This window comes from Polynucleobacter necessarius (assembly GCF_900096755.1).
GTDB lineage: Bacteria > Pseudomonadota > Gammaproteobacteria > Burkholderiales > Burkholderiaceae > Polynucleobacter > Polynucleobacter necessarius_K.
Genome location: NZ_LT615227.1, coordinates 1,556,932 through 1,579,803, shown reverse-complemented (window position 1 = coordinate 1,579,803; position 22,872 = coordinate 1,556,932). Strand labels below are relative to the sequence as shown.

The 22,872-nt window shown below is 45.9% G+C and carries 14 protein-coding genes and 4 pseudogenes; 10 read left to right on the top strand and 8 right to left on the bottom strand.

Annotated features, from left to right (window positions below; all coding sequences use genetic code 11):
* The first annotated feature begins 76 nt into the window (after positions 1-76).
* Both DXE27_RS08265 and DXE27_RS08260 read left to right on the top strand, forming a co-directional pair.
* A pseudogene (locus DXE27_RS08265) lies at positions 77-1,167 on the top strand (NADH:flavin oxidoreductase/NADH oxidase).
* Positions 1,168-1,203: 36 nt separating this feature from the next.
* Complete coding sequence (locus tag DXE27_RS08260) at positions 1,204-2,199, top strand: Bug family tripartite tricarboxylate transporter substrate binding protein (protein ID WP_231969753.1); 996 nt, start codon at positions 1,204-1,206, stop codon at positions 2,197-2,199.
* 210 nt (positions 2,200-2,409) lie between these two features.
* Here the strand turns inward: DXE27_RS08260 and DXE27_RS10140 are convergent, their stop codons facing one another.
* Positions 2,410-3,027, bottom strand: a complete 618-nt coding sequence (locus DXE27_RS10140; protein WP_128113583.1) for an amidase family protein — start codon at positions 3,025-3,027, stop codon at positions 2,410-2,412.
* Positions 2,954-3,367, bottom strand: a pseudogene (locus DXE27_RS10475) (amidase family protein); the annotation flags it as partial. The pseudogene DXE27_RS10475 and the gene DXE27_RS10140, both read right to left, overlap by 74 nt.
* A 210-nt stretch (positions 3,368-3,577) precedes the next feature.
* Between DXE27_RS10475 and DXE27_RS08240 the strand changes: the two are divergent.
* The 3 genes and pseudogenes from DXE27_RS08240 (at position 3,578) to DXE27_RS08230 (ending at position 7,470) form a co-directional block, all read left to right on the top strand.
* Positions 3,578-4,237, top strand: a complete 660-nt coding sequence (locus DXE27_RS08240; protein ID WP_128113582.1) for a SprT family zinc-dependent metalloprotease — start codon at positions 3,578-3,580, stop codon at positions 4,235-4,237.
* A gap of 61 nt (positions 4,238-4,298) precedes the next feature.
* Positions 4,299-5,396 (top strand): annotated as a pseudogene (locus DXE27_RS08235) (tartrate dehydrogenase).
* Between the two features lie 10 nt (positions 5,397-5,406).
* Positions 5,407-7,470 (top strand): O-linked N-acetylglucosamine transferase, SPINDLY family protein, encoded by a 2,064-nt coding sequence (locus DXE27_RS08230; protein ID WP_128113581.1) that lies wholly within the window; start codon positions 5,407-5,409, stop codon positions 7,468-7,470.
* Here the strand turns inward: DXE27_RS08230 and dnaQ are convergent.
* The 6 genes and pseudogenes from dnaQ to DXE27_RS08205 all read right to left on the bottom strand — a co-directional run bounded on the left by dnaQ (position 7,467) and on the right by DXE27_RS08205 (position 13,985).
* Positions 7,467-8,174: a DNA polymerase III subunit epsilon gene (gene dnaQ / locus DXE27_RS08225; RefSeq protein ID WP_128113580.1), complete on the bottom strand. Its 708-nt coding sequence runs from the start codon at positions 8,172-8,174 to the stop codon at positions 7,467-7,469. The two genes, DXE27_RS08230 and dnaQ, sit on opposite strands and share 4 nt — an antisense overlap.
* Positions 8,174-11,260, bottom strand: a complete 3,087-nt coding sequence (locus DXE27_RS08220; RefSeq protein WP_128113579.1) for an efflux RND transporter permease subunit — start codon at positions 11,258-11,260, stop codon at positions 8,174-8,176. Before DXE27_RS08220 ends, dnaQ begins: the two co-directional genes overlap by 1 nt.
* Positions 11,257-12,084 (bottom strand): efflux RND transporter periplasmic adaptor subunit, encoded by an 828-nt coding sequence (locus DXE27_RS09340; RefSeq protein ID WP_231969880.1) that lies wholly within the window; start codon positions 12,082-12,084, stop codon positions 11,257-11,259. Before DXE27_RS09340 ends, DXE27_RS08220 begins: the two co-directional genes overlap by 4 nt.
* Before the next feature lie 92 nt (positions 12,085-12,176).
* A pseudogene (locus DXE27_RS09880) lies at positions 12,177-12,227 on the bottom strand (hypothetical protein); the annotation flags it as partial.
* A gap of 467 nt (positions 12,228-12,694) precedes the next feature.
* A complete protein-coding gene (gene rnhA, locus DXE27_RS08210) occupies positions 12,695-13,168 on the bottom strand; it encodes a ribonuclease HI (RefSeq protein ID WP_172457130.1) in 474 nt (157 codons plus the stop codon).
* A 4-nt stretch (positions 13,169-13,172) separates the two neighbouring features.
* Positions 13,173-13,985 (bottom strand): class I SAM-dependent methyltransferase, encoded by an 813-nt coding sequence (locus tag DXE27_RS08205; protein WP_128113578.1) that lies wholly within the window; start codon positions 13,983-13,985, stop codon positions 13,173-13,175.
* A gap of 6 nt (positions 13,986-13,991) precedes the next feature.
* On the opposite strand from DXE27_RS08205, the gene gloB reads away from it, so the two are divergent.
* From gloB to carB, 5 genes are all read left to right on the top strand, one after another.
* Positions 13,992-14,801 (top strand): hydroxyacylglutathione hydrolase, encoded by an 810-nt coding sequence (gene gloB / locus DXE27_RS08200; RefSeq protein ID WP_128113577.1) that lies wholly within the window; start codon positions 13,992-13,994, stop codon positions 14,799-14,801.
* A complete protein-coding gene (locus DXE27_RS08195) occupies positions 14,801-16,219 on the top strand; it encodes a transglycosylase SLT domain-containing protein (protein WP_128113576.1) in 1,419 nt (472 codons plus the stop codon). Before gloB ends, DXE27_RS08195 begins: the two co-directional genes overlap by 1 nt.
* Before the next feature lie 34 nt (positions 16,220-16,253).
* Positions 16,254-18,281, top strand: a complete 2,028-nt coding sequence (locus DXE27_RS08190; RefSeq protein WP_231969879.1) for a propionate--CoA ligase — start codon at positions 16,254-16,256, stop codon at positions 18,279-18,281.
* Between the two features lie 109 nt (positions 18,282-18,390).
* On the top strand, positions 18,391-19,578 hold the full coding sequence (gene carA, locus DXE27_RS08185; protein ID WP_128113748.1) for a glutamine-hydrolyzing carbamoyl-phosphate synthase small subunit: 1,188 nt from the start codon (positions 18,391-18,393) through the stop codon (positions 19,576-19,578).
* Positions 19,578-22,841, top strand: coding sequence for a carbamoyl-phosphate synthase large subunit (gene carB / locus DXE27_RS08180; RefSeq protein ID WP_128113575.1), 3,264 nt, complete (start codon positions 19,578-19,580; stop codon positions 22,839-22,841). Before carA ends, carB begins: the two co-directional genes overlap by 1 nt.
* Positions 22,842-22,872 lie beyond the last annotated feature (31 nt).

Sequence of the window (22,872 nt, the reverse complement as noted above, 5' to 3'; positions counted from 1 at the left end):
CTGCTTTTTAAGTATTCTATCGCTTAACGGTATTTTTCGTATTTTTGACCCCTTTTTGGGACTTTTAAGGCATTTCATGAGTCTCCTCTTTTCAAGCTATACCCTCAATTCTCCGCGTGACCCCTTGGGGCTGGCAAACCGCATTGTGATTGCCACAATGTGCCAATATTCGGCAAATAATGGCGAGGCGACTGACTGGCATTTAATGCATTGGGGTAATTTATTGAATGGTGGGGCCGCTTTATTCATTATTGAGGCTACAGGCGTTACCCCTGAGGCTCGTATTACAACCCGCCTGTTTAGGCTTATGGGATTGACCGCACTGAGGCCGCCTTCGCCTACAACACCTGTGTTTATCCAATTGGCACATGCAGGGCGCAAGGCTTCAAGTGCAACCCCTTGGGATGGTGGACAGTTATTACCGGCTGAACAAGGCGGTTGGGAAACTTTAGCGCCTTCAGCCATTCCTCAGCTTGACGGTGAACGCTTGCCACACGAACTTACCAAAGACCAATTGCAGGGAATCATCGATGCATTTGTTACGGCAGCCATTCGTACTGAACGAATTGGTATTGATGGAATAGAGCTACATGGAGCGCATGGCTACTTATTGCATCAATTTTTATCGCCTATAGCCAATCAAAGAACCGATGAATATGGCGACTCCTTCGAAAACCGCATTCGCTTTCCGCTTGAGCTCTTTGCAGCGGTACGCAAAGCCTATCAAGGTGTTTTGGGCATTCGAATTTCAGCAAGCGATTGGATAGAGGGGGCTGGACCCCTGAAGAAACTGCGCAATTTGCGCAAATGTTAAAACCTCTCGGATGCGACTTTGTTCATATATCTTCAGGCGGTATATCTCCTAAGCAAAAAATAGCTATTGGACCTAACTACCAGGTTCCTTTTGCAAAGATTGTGAAAGACCAATCAGGTTTGCCAACTATGACGGTTGGATTAATTACGGACCCACATCAGGCTGAAGAAATTTTGCAGCATGGTGATGCAGATTTAATCGCATTGGCCAGAGCATTTCTTTATAAGCCACGTTGGGCCTGGGAAGCTGCCGCAGCTTTAGATGGTAATGTCGTTGGTAATGAGCGTTATTGGCGCTGCCTACCCAGAGAAGCGCAAGCTGTATTTGGAAGCGTTAAAGTTGGGCAAAGATAAATTACAAATAACTAAAAAAATATACAGGAGCCTTGAATGAAAAAACTTCACCTTTCGCATAAGCTAGTAGTTGGCTTTGGCTTTGGCTTTGGCTTTGCCTTTGCTGCGTGCACTCAAATCCTAAGCGCACAAACCTATCCAGATAAGCCCATTACTTTGGTAGCTCCTAATCCACCAGGTGGTTTGGTTGATACCTCAGCGCGACTATTAAGCGAGCCTTTATCCAGGGTAATTGGTCAGACAGTTGTGGTTGATAACAAGCCTGGCGCTAGTGGCAATATTGCTTATCAGTATGTTGCCAATGCCAAGCCTGATGGCTACACGTTGTTAATTTCTTATTCTGGTTATCACGTAGGAAATCCAGCCTTAATGGATAAACTTCCTTGGGATCCGATTAAAGATTTTTCACCAATTGCGTTATTAACTGTCTCTACTAATGTCATCGCTGTTCATCCATCCGTGCCAGTGAATAATTTAAAAGAGTTTATTGCGTATGCAAAAGCTAACCCAGGGAAACTTAATTACGCCTCCCAGGGCAACGGTTCTGTATCGCATATTGGTACCGAGATGTTTAAGCAAACCACTGGCGTTGACATGGCGCACGTTCCTTACAAAGGATCCGGCCCAGTAATTCAAGACGTACTAGCTGGTCAGGTGCAGGTATTTATCAGTACACCACCATCACTCATGCAGCATGTGCAAAGCGGTAAGCTAAAAGGGCTTGCGGTGACAGGTAAAAACCGTCATCCAGGCACGCCGAACGTACCTACAACGGCGGAAGCTGGCTTACCCTCATTTCAACTAGAGTCTTGGGCGGCATTATTCGCGCCTGCTGGTACGCCGGCTCCAATCGTGAATAAATTGACGGCTTCTGTAAAGAAGAGTTTGGCCTTGCCTGAGATTAAAGAACGTGCGGATGCCGCTGGCGTAGAGTTGCGTTACCTCACTCCTGCAGCCACTGATGCTCTTGTGAAAAAAGAGCTGCCTTATTGGAACAAGGCAATTAAATCCGCAAACATTACTTTGGATTAAAACTTTTAAGCCTGATCTCGTAAAACGGGGTCAGGCAATGCCTTGGCAAAAGCTCTTGCTACGCTGAGCAACAAATGATCTTTACCAGGGCCCGCTATTAGTTGTACGCCAACAGGTAAACCATTTGGGCCGCTTGTGACATTAATATTAATGCAAGGCAGCCCCAATAAGGTCCAGCCTCTACAAAAAATAGGGTCTCCAGTGCCTTCTTTAATTAAGGGCGCTTGGTGCTATGAGGATATCTACTTGATTGTCGAATAAGTCTTTAATCGATGTCTTTGTAGTGTTGGCAACAATGATGTCAGAGGCATATTGCAAATACGCAATCTCAGCACCGTCATCAAGTTGCTTTAAAAGTAGAGCGCTTAACTTTTTAGGATAGTGAATTCTTTCGAATGTTAGTCTGCGAGACATTTCGGAAAGCATGATGCGTGCTTGAACTTGTTCGATCTCATTGCAAGCATTCGGCAGGGTTAGGTCAAGGACGGAACCTTTGCATAATGATTCAGCTGCATGTCGAGCAACAGCTAAAGCGGTGCTAGTCTCTTTGTACGCTTGTGACCATGATGATGTTTTGCAGATAGCAATTCGGGGTTTATTGTGCAGCTCTTGCACTTTGGCCATTTCATAATCGCCACTCATGGCTGCTACCCCAAGGGCAACATCCTCAACCGTTCTGCCAAAACACCCCATTGTGTCTAATGACACCGAGAGGCTTTTTACACCCGCGATGCTGATCTTTCCAAAGCTAGGTTTAAAGCCAACAACACCGCAAAAAGAGGCGGGGCGAATAATCGAACCAGCCGTTTGACTTGCTGCCGGTAGCAAGGAGAACCATGAAGTCCGCTACAGCAGCAGCTGATCCGCTGGATGAGCCGCCAGGCGTAAAGGAAGAATCATGAGGGTTGGTGGTCTGGGCGGGTTTAAAAGAGGTAAATTCTGTCGTCTTGGTTTTGCCTAGAATGATTCCGCCTATTTGCCGCATTAATGCAATGGATACAGCGTCCGTTTCTGGGTAGTGATTTGCGTATATAGGGGACCCATAGGCCGTTGGGAGGTCAAAGGTGTCATACAGATCCTTAACGCCAATAGGAAGACCGTGTAATAGGCCTTTTACAGCACCTTTATCCAGCGTTTTAGCTCGAGATAAGGTGTTCTCCTTGCTAAGGCTTGTCCAGGCTCTCTTTTTGCCCTATACGGTCTAAGCAGGAGAGCAGGAGGTCGGAGGCCTTGATTTCCCTTTTGGATAGGGCGTGAACGGCTTGGGTTGGGTAGCGCTGAGGCTCTCTAGGTCTTTCATCAGTCCATTCTACTGATGGTGGCGTATGATCGCAATTTACCGTTTTACGTCTTAAACCTGCATTTAAAGAGAAGCAATATGAAGCAACACACAGTACGTGAAGCCTGGCTAGAGGACGCCGTCAGACATCTAGAGCCAGTATTTTCAAAAGCCGGTTATGCCATCCCACCAGTGAGAGTTTCATGTGGTTTCCCTGCTTCCAGTAGCCCTAGAACTACCTTGGGCCAATGCTGGCCTAGGGAGCGCTCAGGCGGTGGTGTAAATGAGATATTTATCTCGCCAAAATTAGATGAGCCAGTGCAATTGCTCGATACCCTGGTGCATGAGTTATGCCATGCGGTTGATGATTGTTTTAGCGGCCATGGTGAAGATTTCAAAGGCATCGCTCAAACGGTGGGTCTTGAGGGTCCAGCAAGAATGGCTCATGCGACTGAAGAGCTGACAGTCAAACTGATGATGATTAGTCAAGAGTTAGGGCCTTATCCACATCAGGCTATTGTTTTTCCCCCTCCTAGGCCGAGTAATGCCAGTCGAAGTAAGGCTAAATGCGGCCAGTGCGGCTACGAAGTGACCTTGCTTAAAAAGTGGGCCAGTTATGGCGCACCAATTTGCCCAAAAGATAATGTTCGGATGCAAGAAGCCGTACCCGAGACGATTGAGAACACCGCAGAGCATGATAGCGAGTCTGTTAAGGGTGCAAGACCTGCTCCCGATGAGATCCGCAGGGCAATTAGCTAGTTTTAATATTAGTAAAATAGCATTTCAATAACAACAAACATTCAATAGAGACAACTTTCCTATGAACGCCAAAAAAATATTTAAAAATCCGAAGATCGCCGTGGTACCAGGTGATGGCATTGGCAAAGAAGTGATGCCTGAAGGTCTGCGCGCACTAGAAGCAGCCAACCGTAAATTTAATATTGGAATGCAGTTCGATCATTTTGATTTTGCGAGCTGTGATTACTACCTAAAGCACGGCAAGATGATGCCGGATGATTGGTTCGATACCCTGATGAAATACGACGCCATCTTCTTTGGCGCTGTTGGAATGCCGAATATTCTTCCTGATCACGTTTCTTTGTGGGGGAGCTTGATTCAGTTCCGCCGTGGATTTGATCAGTATGTGAACCTTCGGTCCCGTGCGTTTGCTTCCGGGAGTTCCATGTCCATTGGCTAATCGCAAGCCTGGTGATATTGACTTCTTTGTGGATCGCGAGAATACAGAAGGTGAATACTCTAGCGTTGGCGGAAAAATGTTCCCAGATACTGACCGTGAGTTTGTGATTCAGGAATCCATCTTCACTCGACAAGGTGTAGATAGTATTTTGCAATACGCTTTTGATTTAGCCCAGAGTCGCCCCAAGAAGCACCTCACTTCTGCCACCAAATCCAATGGTATTGCGATTACCATGCCATATTGGGATGAGCGTGTTGAGGCGATGTCTAAAAAGTACGCAGATGTTAAGATGGATAAATATCACATCGATATTTTGGCTGCCCATTTTGTAATGAATCCTGACCGCTTTGATGTTGTTGTTGCAAGTAACTTATTTGGCGACATTCTTTCGGACTTGGGTCCAGCCTGTACTGGAACGATCGCCGTTGTGCCATCTCATCTGGAAGCATTAATCCTGAGGGCAAGTTTCCATCACTCTTTAAGCCTGTCCATGGGTCTGACCCTGATATATATGGCAAGATGATTGCCAACCCAATTGGCCAGATTTGGAGTGGGGCGATGATGCTTGATCACCTTGGCTATCCAGAAGCAGGCGCAGCAATATTCTCTGCTATTGAAAAAGTCTTGGCTTCAGGTCCCGGTCATTCACCATTAACCCCTGATTTAGGTGGCACTGCAAAAACGGATGATTTAGGCAAGGCAATCGCCGCAGCCGCTTGACGCATTCATCATGGCGCAACCATATGCTCCTTTACTCCAACAGATGCTATTGGAGTTCCAGAACCAGCGCCATGATTCAGCAGAGCGAATTGCTCAATCCATCCTTCGTATAAATCCGAAGGATGGTGTCGCTCTCCAGGTGCTTGGTTTGGTTTTGGCAATGCAGAGCCGGTTTCTTGAGGCTGTAGCGCCTCTTTCCAAGGCCGCATCTCTTGACAGCAAAGACCCAGAGCTACTTGCTAATTTAGCAAGGGCTCAATATAGCGCCAAGTTGTATTTTGAAGCTACCCAGACTTTCGAAAAGCTTAATAGATTTATACCGAATAATCCGCAAATTTTGTTAGATAAAGGCACTGCTCACGCAAAACTTCGTCAGTACGAGCAAGCTGCATTTTGCTATGACAAGGTTATTGAGTTAAGTCCTGATTATTTTCTCGCGTGGTCCAATCGCGGAAATTTATTAGCAGACTTAGGTTTTCCAGCAAAGGCGATTGAGTGCTATGAAACCGCACTTCAATTTAATCCTAGCTATCCCGAGACATGGACGAACTATGGCAATGCTTTATATGACCTTGGAAGGCTGGAAGAGGCAAGATTAGCGCATGAAAAAGCGCTAACAATCGACCCCAACTATGGTGAGGCATGGTCAAACCATGGCAATGTTTTATTAGACTTGAAGCTAGTCGACGAAGCTTTCATTAGTTACAAGAAGGCATATAGCATTCTTCCTGAGCTTCCGCTTTTAAAAGGTCAACTAATTAACTTCTATGGAAGCCTTTGTGACTGGCGGGATAGGGATGCATTGGTTGAGGTGGTATTGCATGAGATTTCTCAAGCGAAGCCTGCCTGCCATCCATTTGCCCTACTTCAAACTAGCGCTTCGCCGTCGGATCAAAAACAGAATGCTGAAATTTTTACCAAATTTCGTATCCCAATCTTAAATGATGAACTTCCGAAGCCAGTACCTTTAGCTAAAAAAGACAAAATTAGGATAGGGTATTTTTCTACCGACTTCATGGACCATCCAGTGGGCATGCTGATGGAGAATCTACTTCGCCTACACAATAGATCGCAGTTTGAGATTTATGGATTCTTTTTAAATAAGAAGGTTGGAGACGCTACTGAGCAACGTTTAACCCAGTTATTTGATAAGTCTTTTGATCTTTTTGGCATTAATGATGCTGACGCTCAAAAATTATCCATAGAACAAAATCTAGATATTGCAATTGATCTTAATGGACATACCTCTGGAGCAAGAATGGGCATATTCGCAAGAAAGATTGCGCCCATTCAAATCTGCTATTTGGGCTTTGCCGGTACAACTGGTGCAGATTTTTACCAGTACTTGATTGCCGATCGCATTGCAATCCCACCAGAGGATCAGAAATTTTATAGCGAACAAATAGCCTATCTACCGAACTCCTTCTTTCCTGCGGATACCCTGATTGCTCGAGAAGATTTTGGTGTCTTGCCAAGTCGCTTATCTCAAGGGCTTCCAGAGTCAGGCTTTGTTTTTTCTTGTTTCAATAACTCTTACAAAATAACTCCTGACATTTTTGACATTTGGATGAATCTTTTGAATGCTGTCCCTGAGAGTATTTTATGGCTCTCCAAGCCTTCGGATGGTGCAATGGAAAACTTAAAAAAAGAAGCTTTGGCTAGAGGCGTTGACTCATCTAGATTGATATTTGCCATACGCGAACCGACCAGAAAAGGTCATCTCAGTAGACTGCGCTTGGCTGATTTATTTTTGGATACCGCTTTCTTCAATGCGCATACAACGGCTGCTGATGCCTTATGGGCTGGCGTGCCAGTCCTAACTATTCGTGGGAATACTTTTGCTAGCAGGGTGGCTTCAAGCATGCTTACAGCACTGGACATGGATGAGATGATCGTCAATTCAAAAGAGGGGTACTTCAATAAGGCTCTAGATTTGGCGACTCATCAAGATAAGATTACCCAAGTGAAGGAAAAGCAGGAAGTTAATCGCTCAAATACAGCACTGTTTGATACAAAACAGTATGTAAAGGATATTGAAGACCTATATTCAAATGCCGTAAATAAACGGCTCTAGCTACTGGTAGCCGAGAGCCATACAGCATCTTTTTTTGCGGACTTAGTTATTTCGGCCAAGATTTTTTCATGCGCTTGTAGATCATCGGTGTTGGCGCTTAAAACTTTCAGGGTCGTTGGCAATGCTCTACTGTGGCCAGTAGAATCTGCTCCAACCGTATAGTCAATGAGATCAATGGAGAGATCCTCTTGGCCCCTAGTCATTGCTACATAGACTTCGGCCAGCAATTGGGCATCCAAAAGCGCGCCGTGCAAGGTGCGGTGTTTACTGCTGATTGAAAAACGCTCGCACAATGCATCTAGCGAATTTCGCTTACCAGGGAACATTTGGCGTGCATCAAGCAGAGTGTCGGTTACCTTGGACGCAAGATTTCTGAAAGGAGGGCGCTTGAGTAGGGCAAACTCATTATCTAAGAAGCCCAAGTCAAAGGCTGCGTTATGAATCACAATTTCTGCGCCATCTACAAATTCGATTAATTGCTCAACAATATTTGCAAAAACAGGTTTATCAGATAAAAATTCTCTTGATAGACCGTGAACTGCAAATGCTCCCGCATCAATATCACGCTCGGGATTAATGTAGTAATGAAAAGTTCGGTCGGTTAAGCGTCGGCCAACCATCTCCACGCAACCGATTTCGATAATGCGATCGCCAGTAGCGGGGTTAAGTCCCGTGGTTTCGGTATCGAGAATTACTTGACGCATTAGGTTCCCTCTAGAACGGACGCTGGAATATCCTTGGGACCATTACCCGCGTATTTATCTAAATACAGATAAATAACCGGGGTAACAAATTGGGAGAAGATGAGACCACCGGCAACGCTAATACCCAATGGCTGACGTAATTCAGCGCCAGCCCCCAAACCAAATGCAATAGGGAGGGCACCCATTAATGCAGCAAAGGTGGTCATCATAATAGGGCGGAATCGCAAGATGCATGCTTCACGAATGGCTTTTTCTGGAGTCATGCCTTGGTTGCGTTGCGCATCCAATGCGAAGTCAATCATTAAGATTGCATTCTTTTTCACAATACCAATCAACAGCAAAATACCAATCGACGCAATGATGGTGAGCTCAAAGCCAAAGATGCGTAGCGCAAGAATGGCTCCAATAGCAGCCGATGGCAATCCCGCAAGAATGGTGAGAGGGTGAATATAGCTCTCGTATAAAACCCCCAACAGAATATAAATAACACCAAGTGCCGAGGGGATCAAAATTAGTTGACCGGATTGGTTACCCTTAAATACGGCAGCATCACCACCATAGCTCGTAATGATAGAGGGTGGTAAATCAATTGCTTTAGTAAAGGATTCAATTTGTTTTGTTGCATCACCAAGGAAGACGTCTGGTGCTAAGTTAAATGAAAGTGTTACAGCCGGAATTTGTCCTTGATGGTTTACGGCTGTTGGGCCTACGGTTCTCGTAAAGCTTGCCAGACTAGAGAGGGGGATCAGCTTGTCAGTAGCGCGACCGCGCACAAAGATCTTGTTCAGGTCGGCTTCATACTGTCGATCTTCGACCGCACCCTCAAGGATGACGTAATAAGTATTCACCGGCGTATAGATGGTGGAGACTTGCTTTTCACCAAATGTAGCGTAAAGGGCTGTTCTAATATCCGCAATACTGACGCCAGCACTGGCAGCCTTTTCTCTGTCAATATTAATTTTGACGTTAAGCCCCTTTAATTGAGAATCGCTGGTCACATCCCTGAATATTGGATCGGCACGCATCTTTTGCATGAGCTTATCTGCCCATTCATTAACGCCCTCAAACCCGACGCTCTGAAGCGTAAATTGATATCGGTTCTTACTGCTTTTTCCACCAAGTTGTAAGTTTTGAACGGGGCGCATATAAACCTGCAACCCAGGAATTTCTTTAAATTTGGTTCGCAAGCCTTCCATGATCTTCGCCATCTTTGCGCGATCACCCTTTGGCTTGAGGATGATGAAGATGCGTCCCGTGTTGTAGCCTGAGCTTGCGCCGCCACCGATGACGGAAATTGAGCTGGCTACGTTCGGGTCGGTATTAACCAATTCAGCGGCTTGATCTTGAAGTGCCAGCATCGCTCTAAATGAAATATCTTCAGAGGCTTCAGTGGTAGCTAGAATTTGCCCAATATCTTCTTCTGGGAAAAAACCTTTAGGGCTCATTACAAAAAGAACCACCGTGATAACGAAGGTAGACAAGGCACCCCAAAGAACCTTTTTACGGTTTCTTAAAGCAAGGTCAAGGTAGTGAATATAGGTTTTAAGCATCCAATCAAAAAAGCGATCAAACTTTTTGTTGATGGCATATTCTTTTGCATGCTCTCCAGGTTTTGGTAGGAAGCGGCTGCAGAGCATTGGCACAACCGTTAATGAAACTACTGCTGAAGCCAGAATAGAGAGAGAAGCAACTACTGCGAATTCTCTAAAGAGAAGTCCAATTGGTCCCGGCATAAAGAACAAAGGGATGAATACAGCTACTAATGAGATCGAGATAGAAATAATAGTAAAGCCCACTTCTTTGCTGCCTTTGAGTGAAGCCTTCAGTGGATCCATGCCTTGCTCGATGTAACGCATGATGTTTTCAAGAACCACAATTGCATCATCGACTACCAGACCAACGGCCAAGGTAATACCCAACAAGGAAATGTTATCTAAGCTATACCCCATAAAGTAGAGTAAAAAGAATGCGCCAATTAATGAGATTGGAAGGCTGATCGACGGAATGATGGTTGCTGAAATGTGCTTTAGGAATAGGAAGATCACGAGAACCACAAGCAGCACTGTTAGGGCCAACGTCAGATTCACATCATGGATTGCCTCAATGATCGATAGCGATCGATCATTTAAGAGCTGCAAACGAATGGATTCTGGCATTTGCTTTTGAAGCTGTGGCAAAAGCTGCTTCACAGCCTTAACCACTTCAACAGTATTCGCGCCAGGCTGGCGAAGAACGGCAACGGCAATAGAGCGTTCGCCATTTGAGCTTGCAAGGGTTTTGACATCCTCATAACTCTCAATTACATCAGCGACATCTTTTAAGTAGATCGGCAAGCCATTCTTTTGGCTAACAATCAAATTTGCAAATTCTTCGGGTCTAACTAATTGAGGATTTGCATAAATGGTGATTGCTTGACGTGGACCATCGAGAACACCGACTCGACTATTGGAGTTAGCCTTATTAATTGCAATCGCAATATCATCAACAGTGAGATTGCGGTTAGCTAAAGCATCGGGATGAACACGTACGCGAACTGCATAACGCTTTGCTCCATAAACCAGAACCTGTGCAACGCCACTAATCGTAGATAAGTTTGGCGATACTAAGTTTTCCGCATACTGGTTAATGTCCGAGAGGCTGATGGACGGAGAGCTCATCCGCACCACGAGTACGGGTGTGTCGGAAGGGTTGATCTTGCGATATGACGGTGGAACAGTCATCTCAATCGGTAAGCGTTTTTGTGCACGCAATAAGGCGGCCTGTACATCCACAGCTGCCTTATCAATATCACGATCGTTATTGAACTCTAAGGTGATGCTTGTGCTGCCTAATGAGTTCGTAGAGCTGATAACGGTAATACCGTCAATAGTTGAAAACTCTTTTTCTAAAGGAAGCGCCACGGCGGAGGCCATGTTTTCTGGCGAGGCACCCGGTAAAGATGCGCTTACAGAAATTACCGGCGTATTAAAACTAGGTAGGGCTGCAACAGGAATTTTTACATAGGCAACAGCACCTGCAACAACGGTTGCTATTGAAAGCAATACCGTCATCACGGGACGCCGAATACATAATTCGGAGAGCGTCATTTTTTATCTGTTGCTGAAGGGGTTGTTGGAGTAGCGGCAGCTTGGGCAGGGGCAGGCGTAGCAGTAGGTGTCACTTTAGCTTCGCGGACTTTGCTTCCAGGTCGCAAGTTTTGCTTTCCTTCAACCACCACTCTATCTCCCCCCTCAATACCCGTAACCACGGTTGTGCCTTGATATTCGTAAACTACCTTAATGGGCTTTGATACTGCCTTACCATCTTTATCGACAACGTAAACCAACTTCCCTCGCGGATTAATGACAACGGATTGAGAGGGAATTGATAGTGCGTCTTTTAGTGTATTGGCAACTAAAGAGGCGTGGGCAAACTGACCAGGCAATAAAGTTTTATCTTCATTTGGGATTTGAGCTTTTACTCGAACCGCGGCAATAGAAGGATCTACTTGGTTATCAATTACAAGGACCTTACCTTCATAGCTTCTTTTGCCGCTATCACCAAAATTGACTTTAACGGTCATCGCTTCCCAATCAAGCTGATTCTCCAGCATGATTGGGATGTCTTTTTCGGGGATAACGAATTGAACATTGATTGGGTTCAGTTGAGTGATGGTCACCATCGATCCGACGCTAGAAGTTGCAGTTGAGCTAGTTGCTGTCGTTACAACGTTGCTTGCTTGAACCAGAGAGCCGGGGAAGACGTTCACGATACCGGCGCGTCCATCGATCGGCGATTTAATGTAATCAAAAGACAGTTGAACCTCCGCAGAGCGCGCGGCTGCTTGGGCTGATTTAGCGTTGGCAGAAGAGGTTTCGAGCCCAGCCTTGGAGTAAAGTTTTTGGCTACCAACTCTTTGGCGCGTAAGTATTGTTTTTGAGCATCGCCTGCCAAAGCTTTTAATTTTTCGTAATTCGCCTTGTCGTTGCGATCATCAAGCGTAAATAGTAGATCGCCTGCCTTTACCTCTTGCCCATCCTTGACGTTAACTTTGGCAACAGTATTCGTAACCATGGGGCGTATATCTACAATGCTGCTGGAAACAATAGTGCCCGTTGCTTCAATAATGAGTGGAATATCTTTTTTCTCAACAACGATGGAAGTGATGGTTACCGGACCGCCAGATTTTTCAGATGCAGGGAAAAAGTAATCGTATGTCTTGGAGCCAGCATATAGAACAATTAAAACCAACAGAATGCGCCATTTGAATTTAATCGCAAAACTTTTGACTGTTGGGTAATCCAATTGCTTTAACTTGTTGAGTTTTGGCGCATGCTTTTGCCAAAGAGAGTGCAAACGGGTTTTCCCGGCATTTTTTAACCCAACTACTTTTGCAGCCGCTTTATCGAGAGAAGATTCTATTTTTGACACAGTCTCGTTTTCTTAGTTTTTATGGTTTAAATGCCATTTCTAGCCTATTTGCAGCATAGGCATTCTCTCATAATAGAGCCATAAAAGCGTACGGTGGAGCGCTATTACCCCTAAGGCAAAAACTCTTCGACGCCTTTATTGGCGAGCTGATCGGCCAGTTCATTTCCTGGGTGGCCGTTATGCCCCTTGACCCAATGCCATGAGATATCGTGCCCAGGCAGGAGGGAGTCCAATTCTTGCCATAAATCTGCATTTTTTACTGGCTCTTTGCTGGCCGTCTTCCAACCCCGTTTTTTCCAGCCTTCAAGCCATTCTGTAACACCTTTTTGAACATACTGGGAATCTGTCCATAGCTCTACAGAGCTGCGTTGTTTTAAGACTCTTAGGGCGAAGATCGCCGCGCAAATCTCCATACGGTTATTCGTGGTGAGTTTTTCGCCCCCATGAATATGCTTTTCATGGCCTCCTGACCTGAGTACCGCCCCCCAGCCTCCGGGCCCAGGGTTGCCCTTGCATGCGCCATCGGTATAAATCACGATATGGGGTATTTGCGGGTGGTGGTCAGTGTTTTTTGAGTGCGGCATACGTTTAATTTACTGGGTCTTGGGTTTGTTTGATCTTATTGCGCTCTGCAGCAGGGGTTAAATTAGGTACAACCGGTACCCGAACAGGCGCTATTTGACCTATGAGCCTAAGCCCCTTGTGGCGTTTTATGGCTGAAACTACAAAGACTGCACCAAAAATAGGCCACCAACGATTACCCATGGGCTCTAAAAAATCCATTCGTGACATGGCAGATTGGCCATGAAGGGGAAATTTGTAGCAACCAAAATGGCCTCGATCCAGAGAAAAATTAAGCAATTGGAGCCAATCTTTAATACGTATAAGACTAATAAATTGTCCATCGCGCGGTAGGTAGGGGTTCCCAATTAACCTGCTGAGATACTGCCTAGCACCCCATAAGCTTGCGGGATTAAATCCCGAGATTACTAATCTACCCTCGGGTCGTAAAACACGATCTACTTCACGCAATATTTGATGTGGATCAGCTGCAAATTCAAGAACATGGGGGAGTACCACCAAATCCAAACTTTTTGATGCAAAGGGAAGCTCGGCTGCTTCGCCCTGCATTAAATACCAATTAAACCGACGTGCATGTTCGCGACCGTCATTCGAGTGAGACAGCAGGACCTGCAAAGGCATCCGGTTTTCAGTCAATGTATTGATTTGGGGTAGCCCGATTTGAACTGCATGAAATCCAAATACATCAGCCACAATCTGATCAAAGCATCTTTGCTCCCAGCCCAAAACGTACTTACCTGGGGGTGATTGGAGCCATTTCTCCCAGGAGCTCCATGGGGGTGCAGGCATCTGAGAAGGGATAGGTGGGGTTGGTATCATCGGTCTATGGATAAGAATACTTTATTGCAGGTCTGGCCTATACCCGCTTTTGATGACAATTACATTTGGCGCATCCACGATGGAAGCGCTGCTTTAGTTGTTGACCCAGGAGACGCGGGTCCAGTTTTAAAGTATCTGGAGCGTAACAAATTAAGCTTAAGCGGCATTCTGATCACCCATCATCATGCAGATCATACTGGCGGAATATTGAATCTACTGGAGGCCTTGGGTTCAGATCTTCCAGTGTATGGGCCCGTAGGAGATGGCATACCCGGTAGAGCAGTAGTTGCAATGCAGGATGACAAGATTGAAATTCCATCTCCACGCATCAGCCTCAAGGTTATTGAAGTTCCAGGCCACACACTGACCCATATTGCTTATTTTGCGAATATGCAGGCAAACGTTGTTGAGCCAATGCTTTTCTGTGGCGATACATTATTCGCTTCAGGATGCGGTCGACTTTTCGAAGGGACCCCAACTCAAATGTCAGAGTCATTGGGTAAGTTTGCTTCGTTGCCCAAAAATACTTTGGTGTATTGCACCCATGAATACACCTTATCCAATATTCGATTTGCCTTAGCGGTTGAGCCGAACAATTTAAATCTGATTTCTTGGTCTGATAGAGCCCATTCTTTACGTAATCAAAAGTTACCTACTTTGCCAACAACGATTGGCCAAGAGCTGCAGGTCAATCCATTTATGCGCTGTGATCAGCCTGAGGTTATTGCAATGGCTAAAGAGGTTTCTGGGCAAGATCAATTGCCAACCACTGCGCACGTATTGGCTGTCATTCGCGCCTGGAAAGATCGCTTCTAATGCGTTTAGTATTTGCGGCAATTTGCCTTGCCGTATTTCTCTCGGGTTGCGCTAGCTCAGGCGACTGGTCTTCGGATACGCCAACGAGACCCAACCCCAAATCATCTAAGGCAGCACGGGTTAATCTAAAGAATCAATCTGTTAGTAAGCTCTACGCGCCGTCTGATAATTTATGGCTACGTATTCGGGATGGCTTTCAGATGGAGCCAATGAATACGCCTTTAGAGATAGAGCAGGTTCGTTGGTTGGCAGCTCGCCCTGATTATGTTCATCGCTCAATGGAGCGATCATCACGCTACCTTTTTTACATAATTCAAGAGGTCAACGCACGCAATATGCCGACAGAAATTGCTCTGCTTCCTTTTGTTGAGAGTGCATTTGTAACCAATGTCAAATCCAGTGCAAAAGCAGTGGGTCTGTGGCAATTTATGCCTGCCACGGGCAAGGATTTTCGTCTGACGCAGAATGTTTTTCGGGATGAAAGGCGAGACGTCATTCAGTCTACAGATGCAGCCTTAGATTACTTGCAGCGCCTAAATAATCAATTCGGTAGCTGGGAATTGGCTCTAGCTGCATACAACTGGGGCGCCGGAAATATCACCAAGGCTCAAAAGCGCAATGCTGCCGCAGGCCTACCGGTTGATTACGAAAGTCTTACTTTGCCGCGCGAGACACGAAATTATGTTCCTAAGCTAATGGCATATCGCCAAATTGTTCTTGATCCCCAAGCATATGGAATTGTTCTTCCAGAACTTGAGAATCACCCATACTTTGTGGCAATCGATGTTGGCAGTGATATTGACGTTGCCTTAGTGATTAAATTGGCCGAGATACCCGCAGATGAATTTCAAAATCTTAACCCTTCATTTAATAAGCCGGTCATCTTAAGCAATGCTAATCAGCAAATCTTGCTGCCTTTTGCACATGCTGAAATCTTCCAGGCAAATCTCAAGCAATACAACAAACCACTTTCGTCTTGGACTGCCGTGCAAATCTCCAAAACAGAAAGTGTTGATCAAGCAGCCAAAACCTTAGGTGTAGATGTCGATACGCTAAGGGAAATCAATGGCATTCCAAAAGGAATGAGAATTCGTGCTGGCTCAACGGTTTTGATACCGAAAACTAGTCGCCGACCAGGCGATGTTTCAATATCCATGGCAGAAAATGCGAGCCTCAGTCTAGAAAGGCCTCAGCCCCCTCCAGTTAAGTGCCCAAAACCGGTTAAAGGAGCAAAGCCGGTCAAGTGCACACCATCGAATAGCGGCAAAACTGCCGAAAAAGGTGGTTCTAAGGGTAATTCTTCCGGAAAAAATGCTGTATCTCAGCATAAATCCGCATCGACAGGGCTTGCAAAATCTGCGAAAAATGCTAGTTCAGCCACCTCAGGCAGCAAAGGGGGGGTGAGCAAAAGCCAGTAATTTGAGTGACTTTTTTAAAGAAATTAGGTTGACCATGTCCTATAAAGCACATCACGAACGCTCAATTAAAGACCCAGATGGATTTTGGGGTGAGCAAGCGCAATTGATTCACTGGGAAAAACCATTCAACAAAGTTCTAAATTACGATAATCCGCCATTTGCAAAATGGTTTGAGGGTGGCTTAACGAATCTTTGCTTTAACGCAGTAGATCGCCACCTAAAAGATCGCGCCGATCAAATCGCTCTTGTAACCGTTTCCACAGAAACCAATCAAGAGAAGGCATACACATTTAAAGAGTTGTACGAAGAAGTCAATCGTATGGCTGCTATCTATAAAGCAAACGGCGTCAAGAAGGGTGATCGTGTACTGATCTACATGCCAATGATCGCCGAGGCATGTTTTGCAATGCTTGCCTGTGCCCGTAGTATTGGCGCTATTCACTCCGTTGTGTTCGGTGGCTTCGCATCACACAGTCTTGCATCACGTATTGATGATACCAAGCCAAAGCTGATTGTGACTGCTGAGGCTGGTGCTCGCGGTGGTAAAGCAGTCCCTTACAAGCCTTTACTTGACGAAGCAATTTCATTAGCCGAATACAAACCTGAAAAGGTATTGATTGTGAATCGGGGTTTAACTGAATTCACAACCGTAGCTGATCGCGATTTAGATTACGCAAGTGAGCGTCAAAAGCACCTCAATGATGTTGTGCCGGTTGTTGAGTGGGTTGATGCAACGCATCCATCCTATATTTTGTATACCTCCGGCACAACAGGAAAGCCTAAGGGTGTTCAGCGTGATACGGGTGGTTACGCAGTGGCGCTTGCAGCATCAATGAAGCACATCTTCACCGGTAACCCTGGTGAGACTATGTTCTGTACATCAGATATCGGTTGGGTTGTTGGTCACAGCTACATTATTTATGCACCTTTGCTCTCGGGCATGGCAACCATCATGTGTGAAGGTACGCCATTGCGTCCTGATGCTGGCATTTGGTGGGAGTTGGTAGATAAGTACAAAGTGTCAGTCATGTTCTCTGCTCCTACTGCAGTGCGCGTTCTCAAAAAACAAGATCCCGCATCCTTAACAAAGTATGACCTTTCTAAATTGCGCGCTTTGTTCTTAGCTGGTGAACCGCTGGATGAGCCAACAGCAAGCTGGATTCATGGCGCCATTAATAAGTCGATTGTCGATAACTATTGGCAGACAGAAACAGGCTGGCCAATACTAGCTATTCAACGCGGTGTGGAAGTAATGCCTCACAAGTTTGGCTCACCAGGCGTTCCTTCATTTGGTTACAACATGAAGTTGCTTGATGATGTGACCTCTGAAGAGTTGGGTCCCGATCAAAAAGGTGTGATTGCAATTGAAGGCCCATTACCTCCGGGTTGTATGCAAACTGTTTGGGGTGACGATAAGCGCTTTATCAGCACCTATTGGGAAGCGATTCCTGGCAAGTTGATTTATTCAACCTTTGACTGGGGCATCAAAGATAAAGACGGTTACTTCTTTATCTTGGGCCGAACAGACGATGTGATTAACGTTGCTGGACATCGTCTTGGTACACGTGAAATTGAAGAGAGTATTTCTAGCCACTCAAATGTTTCAGAAGTTGCCGTGGTGGGTATAGAAGACAAACTAAAGGAACAGGCTGCGATTGCATTCGTGATCCCTAAAGATTCTTCAAATACCGCCACTTTAGAGGCGGAGTGCATGAAGACTGTAGATTCCACTTTGGGTGCGATCGCTCGCCCTGGACGCGTATATATCGTCACAGCTTTGCCTAAGACCCGCTCCGGCAAGATTGTGCGTCGTGCGCTCCAGGCCGTTGCTGAGGGCCGTGATCCTGGTGATATCAGCACCATGGACGATCAGTCTGTATTGGCTCAAATCAAGACGATTATTGAGCAAAGCGCCAAGGCCAAAAAAACCGGTAATTTTGGCCAAAAGGCTCTCCTAGCTTTATTGCTGGGGGAGCTTTTTTGCTTCCAAAGCCCCATTTGGCTTGGTATTCAAGGGTTTACGAGCAAAAATGGTATGATTGCAAGGTTCGAAACTAATTAAATACCCTAGCGCTTAAAGACACTCACCTCCCGCAAAAACATCCTCGGGTTAGTCTTTTTGAGGGTTTTGAGCGTCGGATGGAGCAGGGACTGGAGATGGTTTGTCACCCTTGCTTCCTTCTTTTCCTCCCGCCGTGTTGGCTTTAGCCGACGGTACCTTATTTCCCGGATTTAGTATTGACGCCCCAGGCGAAACTACCGGCGAAGTCGTTTTCAATACCGCATTGACTGGATACCAAGAGATCATTACTGATCCTAGTTATTCACGCCAAATCGTGACATTGACTTACCCGCACATTGGTAATGTAGGCGTAAATGCTCAGGATGCTGAGTCTGATCAGATACACGCTGCTGGCTTGGTTGTAAAAGACCTTCCAAAGCGCGTATCTAACTTCCGCTCCGAGGGCTCCCTAGATGATTACCTCGCAAAAGCAGGTGTTTTAGGCATTGCTGGAATTGATACTCGCAAACTCACCAGAATATTGCGCGATAAGGGCGCTCAATCCGGCTCTATCGTTGCCGGAAAAATCGGCGATGACTATGAGTCTTTAGGTAAAAAGGCCTTAGAGCTTGCTAAGGCATTTCCTGGAATGGCTGGATTAGACCTTGCAAAGGTCGTTACCACCAAGAAAGCTTACGAATGGCGTGAGGGCGAATGGGATCTGCATGGTCCTAACGGCAAGCCTGCTTACAGAACATTGGATACAAGCAAACCAGTTAAAAAAGTTGTTGCTTATGACTTTGGTGTAAAGCGCAACATTTTGCGCATGCTTACCGAGCGCGGTTGCCAGCTAACGGTTGTCCCTGCACAAACCAGTGCAGCTGAAGTTTTAGCTATGAATCCAGATGGCGTGTTTTTCTCAAATGGACCTGGCGATCCTGGTCCTTGTGATTACGCTATTACTGCCGCCAAGGAAATTATTGAGAAGGGCGTTCCAACATTTGGCATCTGCTTGGGCCATCAAATTATGGGTCTGGCTGCTGGCGCAAAAACTTTGAAGATGAAGTTTGGTCATCACGGCGCTAATCACCCTGTAAAAGATTTGGATACTGGTCGCGTAGCTATTACTTCACAAAACCATGGTTTTGCAGTTGACGCTAATACCTTGCATGCCAATATTCGTGTAACGCACGTTTCTTTATTCGATGGATCTTTACAGGGTCTGGCTTGGAACGACAAGCCAGCACTGTGCTTCCAAGGACATCCTGAGGCTTCACCTGGTCCTCATGACATTGCCTATTTATTTGATCGTTTTGTGGAGCTCATGAATGCTGCCAGCAAGAAGCAGGGCAAATAATGCCTAAGCGTAGCGACATTAAGAGCATCTTAATTATTGGTGCTGGCCCAATTGTGATTGGTCAGGCTTGTGAGTTCGACTACTCAGGCGCACAAGCTTGCAAGGCATTGCGTGACGAAGGCTACAAAGTTATTTTGGTGAACAGCAATCCTGCAACCATCATGACTGACCCTGAAATGGCTGATGTGACTTACATCGAGCCAATTACTTGGGAAGTGGTTGAACGCATTATTGCTACCGAAAAACCGGATGCGATTTTGCCAACCATGGGCGGACAGACTGCGCTGAATTGTGCGCTAGACCTCCATCGTCATGGTGTTTTAGAAAAATACGGTTGCGAATTGATTGGCGCATTGCCAGAAGCAATTGATAAGGCTGAAGATCGTCAGAAATTTAAAGAGGCGATGACCAAAATTGGTCTAGGCTCGGCTAAATCGGGCATTGCTCACTCAATGGATGAGGCGCATGAGGTGCAGCAGCGCATTCAGCAGGAAACCGGTAGTTCAGGCTTCCCAGTAGTGATTCGCCCTTCATTCACCATGGGTGGATCAGGCGGTGGTATTGCATACAACCGTGAAGAGTTTGAAGAGATTTGTAAACGCGGCCTAGATTTGTCACCAACTCGCGAGCTCTTGATTGAAGAATCTCTTTTGGGTTGGAAAGAGTTTGAAATGGAAGTGGTGCGTGATCGCAATGACAATTGCATCATCGTTTGCTCTATTGAAAACTTAGACCCAATGGGAGTGCATACCGGTGACTCCATTACCGTAGCTCCCGCACAGACTTTGACGGATAAAGAGTATCAAATCATGCGTAATGCATCGATTGCTGTTCTTAGAGAGATCGGCGTAGATACCGGCGGTTCTAACGTTCAGTTCTCCATCAATCCAGTTGATGGCCGCATGATCGTGATTGAAATGAATCCACGCGTTTCACGTTCATCAGCTCTGGCTTCCAAGGCAACAGGCTTCCCAATTGCGAAGATTGCAGCCAAGCTTGCCGTCGGTTACACATTGGACGAATTAAAGAATGACATTACTAGTGGTGCAACACCTGAATCATTTGAGCCTTCAATTGACTATGTCGTAACCAAGATTCCTCGCTTTGCATTTGAGAAATTCCCGCAAGCAGATTCACGCTTAACGACGCAAATGAAATCCGTTGGCGAAGTGATGGCGATTGGCAGAACCTTCCAAGAGTCTTTCCAAAAAGCCCTTCGTGGCTTAGAGGTTGGAGTTGACGGTCTTGATGAAGTTTCTACGGATCTCGATGACATCATTAATGAGATTAACGAGCCGGGACCAGATCGCATCTGGTATCTGGCTGATGCTTTCCGTATGGGCATGGGCCTTGATGAGATTTATGCCGAAACTAAAGTGGATCCTTGGTTTCTCGAGCAGATTGAAGAGCTTATTACGATTGAGTCCGAACTTAAGCAGCGCAAAATTGATAGCCTGACTGCGCCTGAGTTGCGCTTTGTAAAACAAAAGGGCTTCTCAGATCGTCGCCTAGCTAAATTACTCGGTATTGACCCGGCATCTGTGCGTGCCGCACGTCATCGCCTTAAGGTTGTTCCGGTTTATAAGCGTGTTGATACCTGTGCGGCTGAGTTCTCAACAAATACTGCGTACCTGTATTCAACTTATGAAGCTGAGCATGGCGAGTGCGAATCGCAGCCGACCAATAAAGAAAAGATCATGGTTCTGGGCGGTGGCCCAAATCGTATTGGCCAAGGCATTGAGTTTGATTACTGCTGCGTACATGCTGCCTTGGCAATGCGTGATGATGGCTATGAAACCATCATGGTCAATTGCAACCCTGAGACTGTTTCTACCGACTACGATACTTCTGATCGTCTTTACTTTGAGCCCCTTACTTTAGAAGATGTGCTCGAGATTGTCGCCAAAGAGAAGCCTAAAGGCGTTATCGTTCAGTACGGCGGCCAAACACCTTTGAAATTGGCATTAGATCTAGAGCGCAATGGCGTCCCAATCATCGGAACTTCGCCTGACATGATCGACGCTGCGGAAGATCGTGAGCGCTTCCAAAAATTATTACAAGAGCTTGGTCTGCGTCAACCGCCTAACCGTACGGCTCGCACTGAAGAAGAAGCCCTCAAGCTCGCCGAAGAAATTGGTTACCCACTAGTAGTAAGGCCTTCCTATGTTTTAGGTGGTCGAGCTATGGAGATCGTTCATGATGGCCGCGATCTCGAGCGTTATATGCGCGAGGCTGTAAAGGTCTCCCATGATTCGTCAGTTCTTTTGGATCGCTTCCTCAATGATGCTATTGAGTGTGACGTTGACTGCATTAGCGATGGTGAAAAAGTGTTCATTGGTGGTGTGATGGAGCATATTGAGCAGGCTGGCGTTCACTCAGGTGACTCAGCATGTTCGTTGCCGCCATATTCATTATCCGATGCGACAGTTGAAGAGATTAAGCGTCAAACAGCTGCCATGGCTAAAGGCCTGAACGTAGTTGGTTTGATGAACGTCCAATTTGCTATTCAAAATGTGGATGGCAAGGACGTAATCTACGTTCTTGAAGTCAATCCACGTGCATCACGTACCGTTCCATTTGTTTCTAAAGCCACTGGACTGCAGCTCGCGAAGATTGCTGCTCGTTGCATGGTCGGTCAAACTTTAGCGCAACAGGACATCAAGTCAGAAGTGAAGCCTCCATACTTCTCTGTTAAAGAAGCGGTGTTCCCATTTAATAAGTTCCCAGGCATTGATCCAATTCTTGGACCTGAAATGCGATCCACTGGTGAAGTCATGGGTGTTGGCAAAACATTTGGCGAAGCTTTATTTAAATCCCAATTAGGTGCTGGCATTAAATTACCTAAGAGCGGGACTGTTCTTTTAACCGTCAAAGATGGCGACAAGCCGAAGGCAATTGAAGTTGCTAAGCTACTACATCAGCTTGGTTTCCCAATGGTTGCTACGAAGGGTACTGCTGCAGCTATTGAAGCTGCTGGTTTACCGGTTCGCGTAGTGAATAAAGTAAAAGATGGTCGTCCGCATATTGTGGATTTCATTAAGAACAGGGAAATTTCGCTGGTATTTACCACGGTGGATGAGACTCGGACTGCTATTGCTGATTCCCGATCAATTCGTACCAGCGCTCAGGCCAATGGCGTGACCTACTACACGACAATTAGTGCGGCAAGGGCTGTTATGGATGGATTGCTTGCCTCGCAAAATGGCAAGCTAGAGTCGCTTGAGGTCTATTCATTACAAAACTTACATCGGGAACTTATTTAATCTAAAATTCATTTTTAGATGCGTAATTTTG

Coding starts and splice junctions, on each gene's coding strand:
- DXE27_RS08260 (WP_231969753.1), top strand. CDS start 1,204: ATGAAAAAACTTCACCTTTCGCATAAGCTAGTAGTTGGCTTTGGCTTT.
- DXE27_RS08240 (WP_128113582.1), top strand. CDS start 3,578: ATGAAGCAACACACAGTACGTGAAGCCTGGCTAGAGGACGCCGTCAGA.
- DXE27_RS08230 (WP_128113581.1), top strand. CDS start 5,407: ATGGCGCAACCATATGCTCCTTTACTCCAACAGATGCTATTGGAGTTC.
- dnaQ (WP_128113580.1), bottom strand. CDS start 8,174: ATGCGTCAAGTAATTCTCGATACCGAAACCACGGGACTTAACCCCGCT.
- DXE27_RS08220 (WP_128113579.1), bottom strand. CDS start 11,260: ATGACGCTCTCCGAATTATGTATTCGGCGTCCCGTGATGACGGTATTG.
- rnhA (WP_172457130.1), bottom strand. CDS start 13,168: ATGCCGCACTCAAAAAACACTGACCACCACCCGCAAATACCCCATATC.
- DXE27_RS08205 (WP_128113578.1), bottom strand. CDS start 13,985: ATGATACCAACCCCACCTATCCCTTCTCAGATGCCTGCACCCCCATGG.
- gloB (WP_128113577.1), top strand. CDS start 13,992: ATGGATAAGAATACTTTATTGCAGGTCTGGCCTATACCCGCTTTTGAT.
- DXE27_RS08195 (WP_128113576.1), top strand. CDS start 14,801: ATGCGTTTAGTATTTGCGGCAATTTGCCTTGCCGTATTTCTCTCGGGT.
- DXE27_RS08190 (WP_231969879.1), top strand. CDS start 16,254: ATGTCCTATAAAGCACATCACGAACGCTCAATTAAAGACCCAGATGGA.
- carB (WP_128113575.1), top strand. CDS start 19,578: ATGCCTAAGCGTAGCGACATTAAGAGCATCTTAATTATTGGTGCTGGC.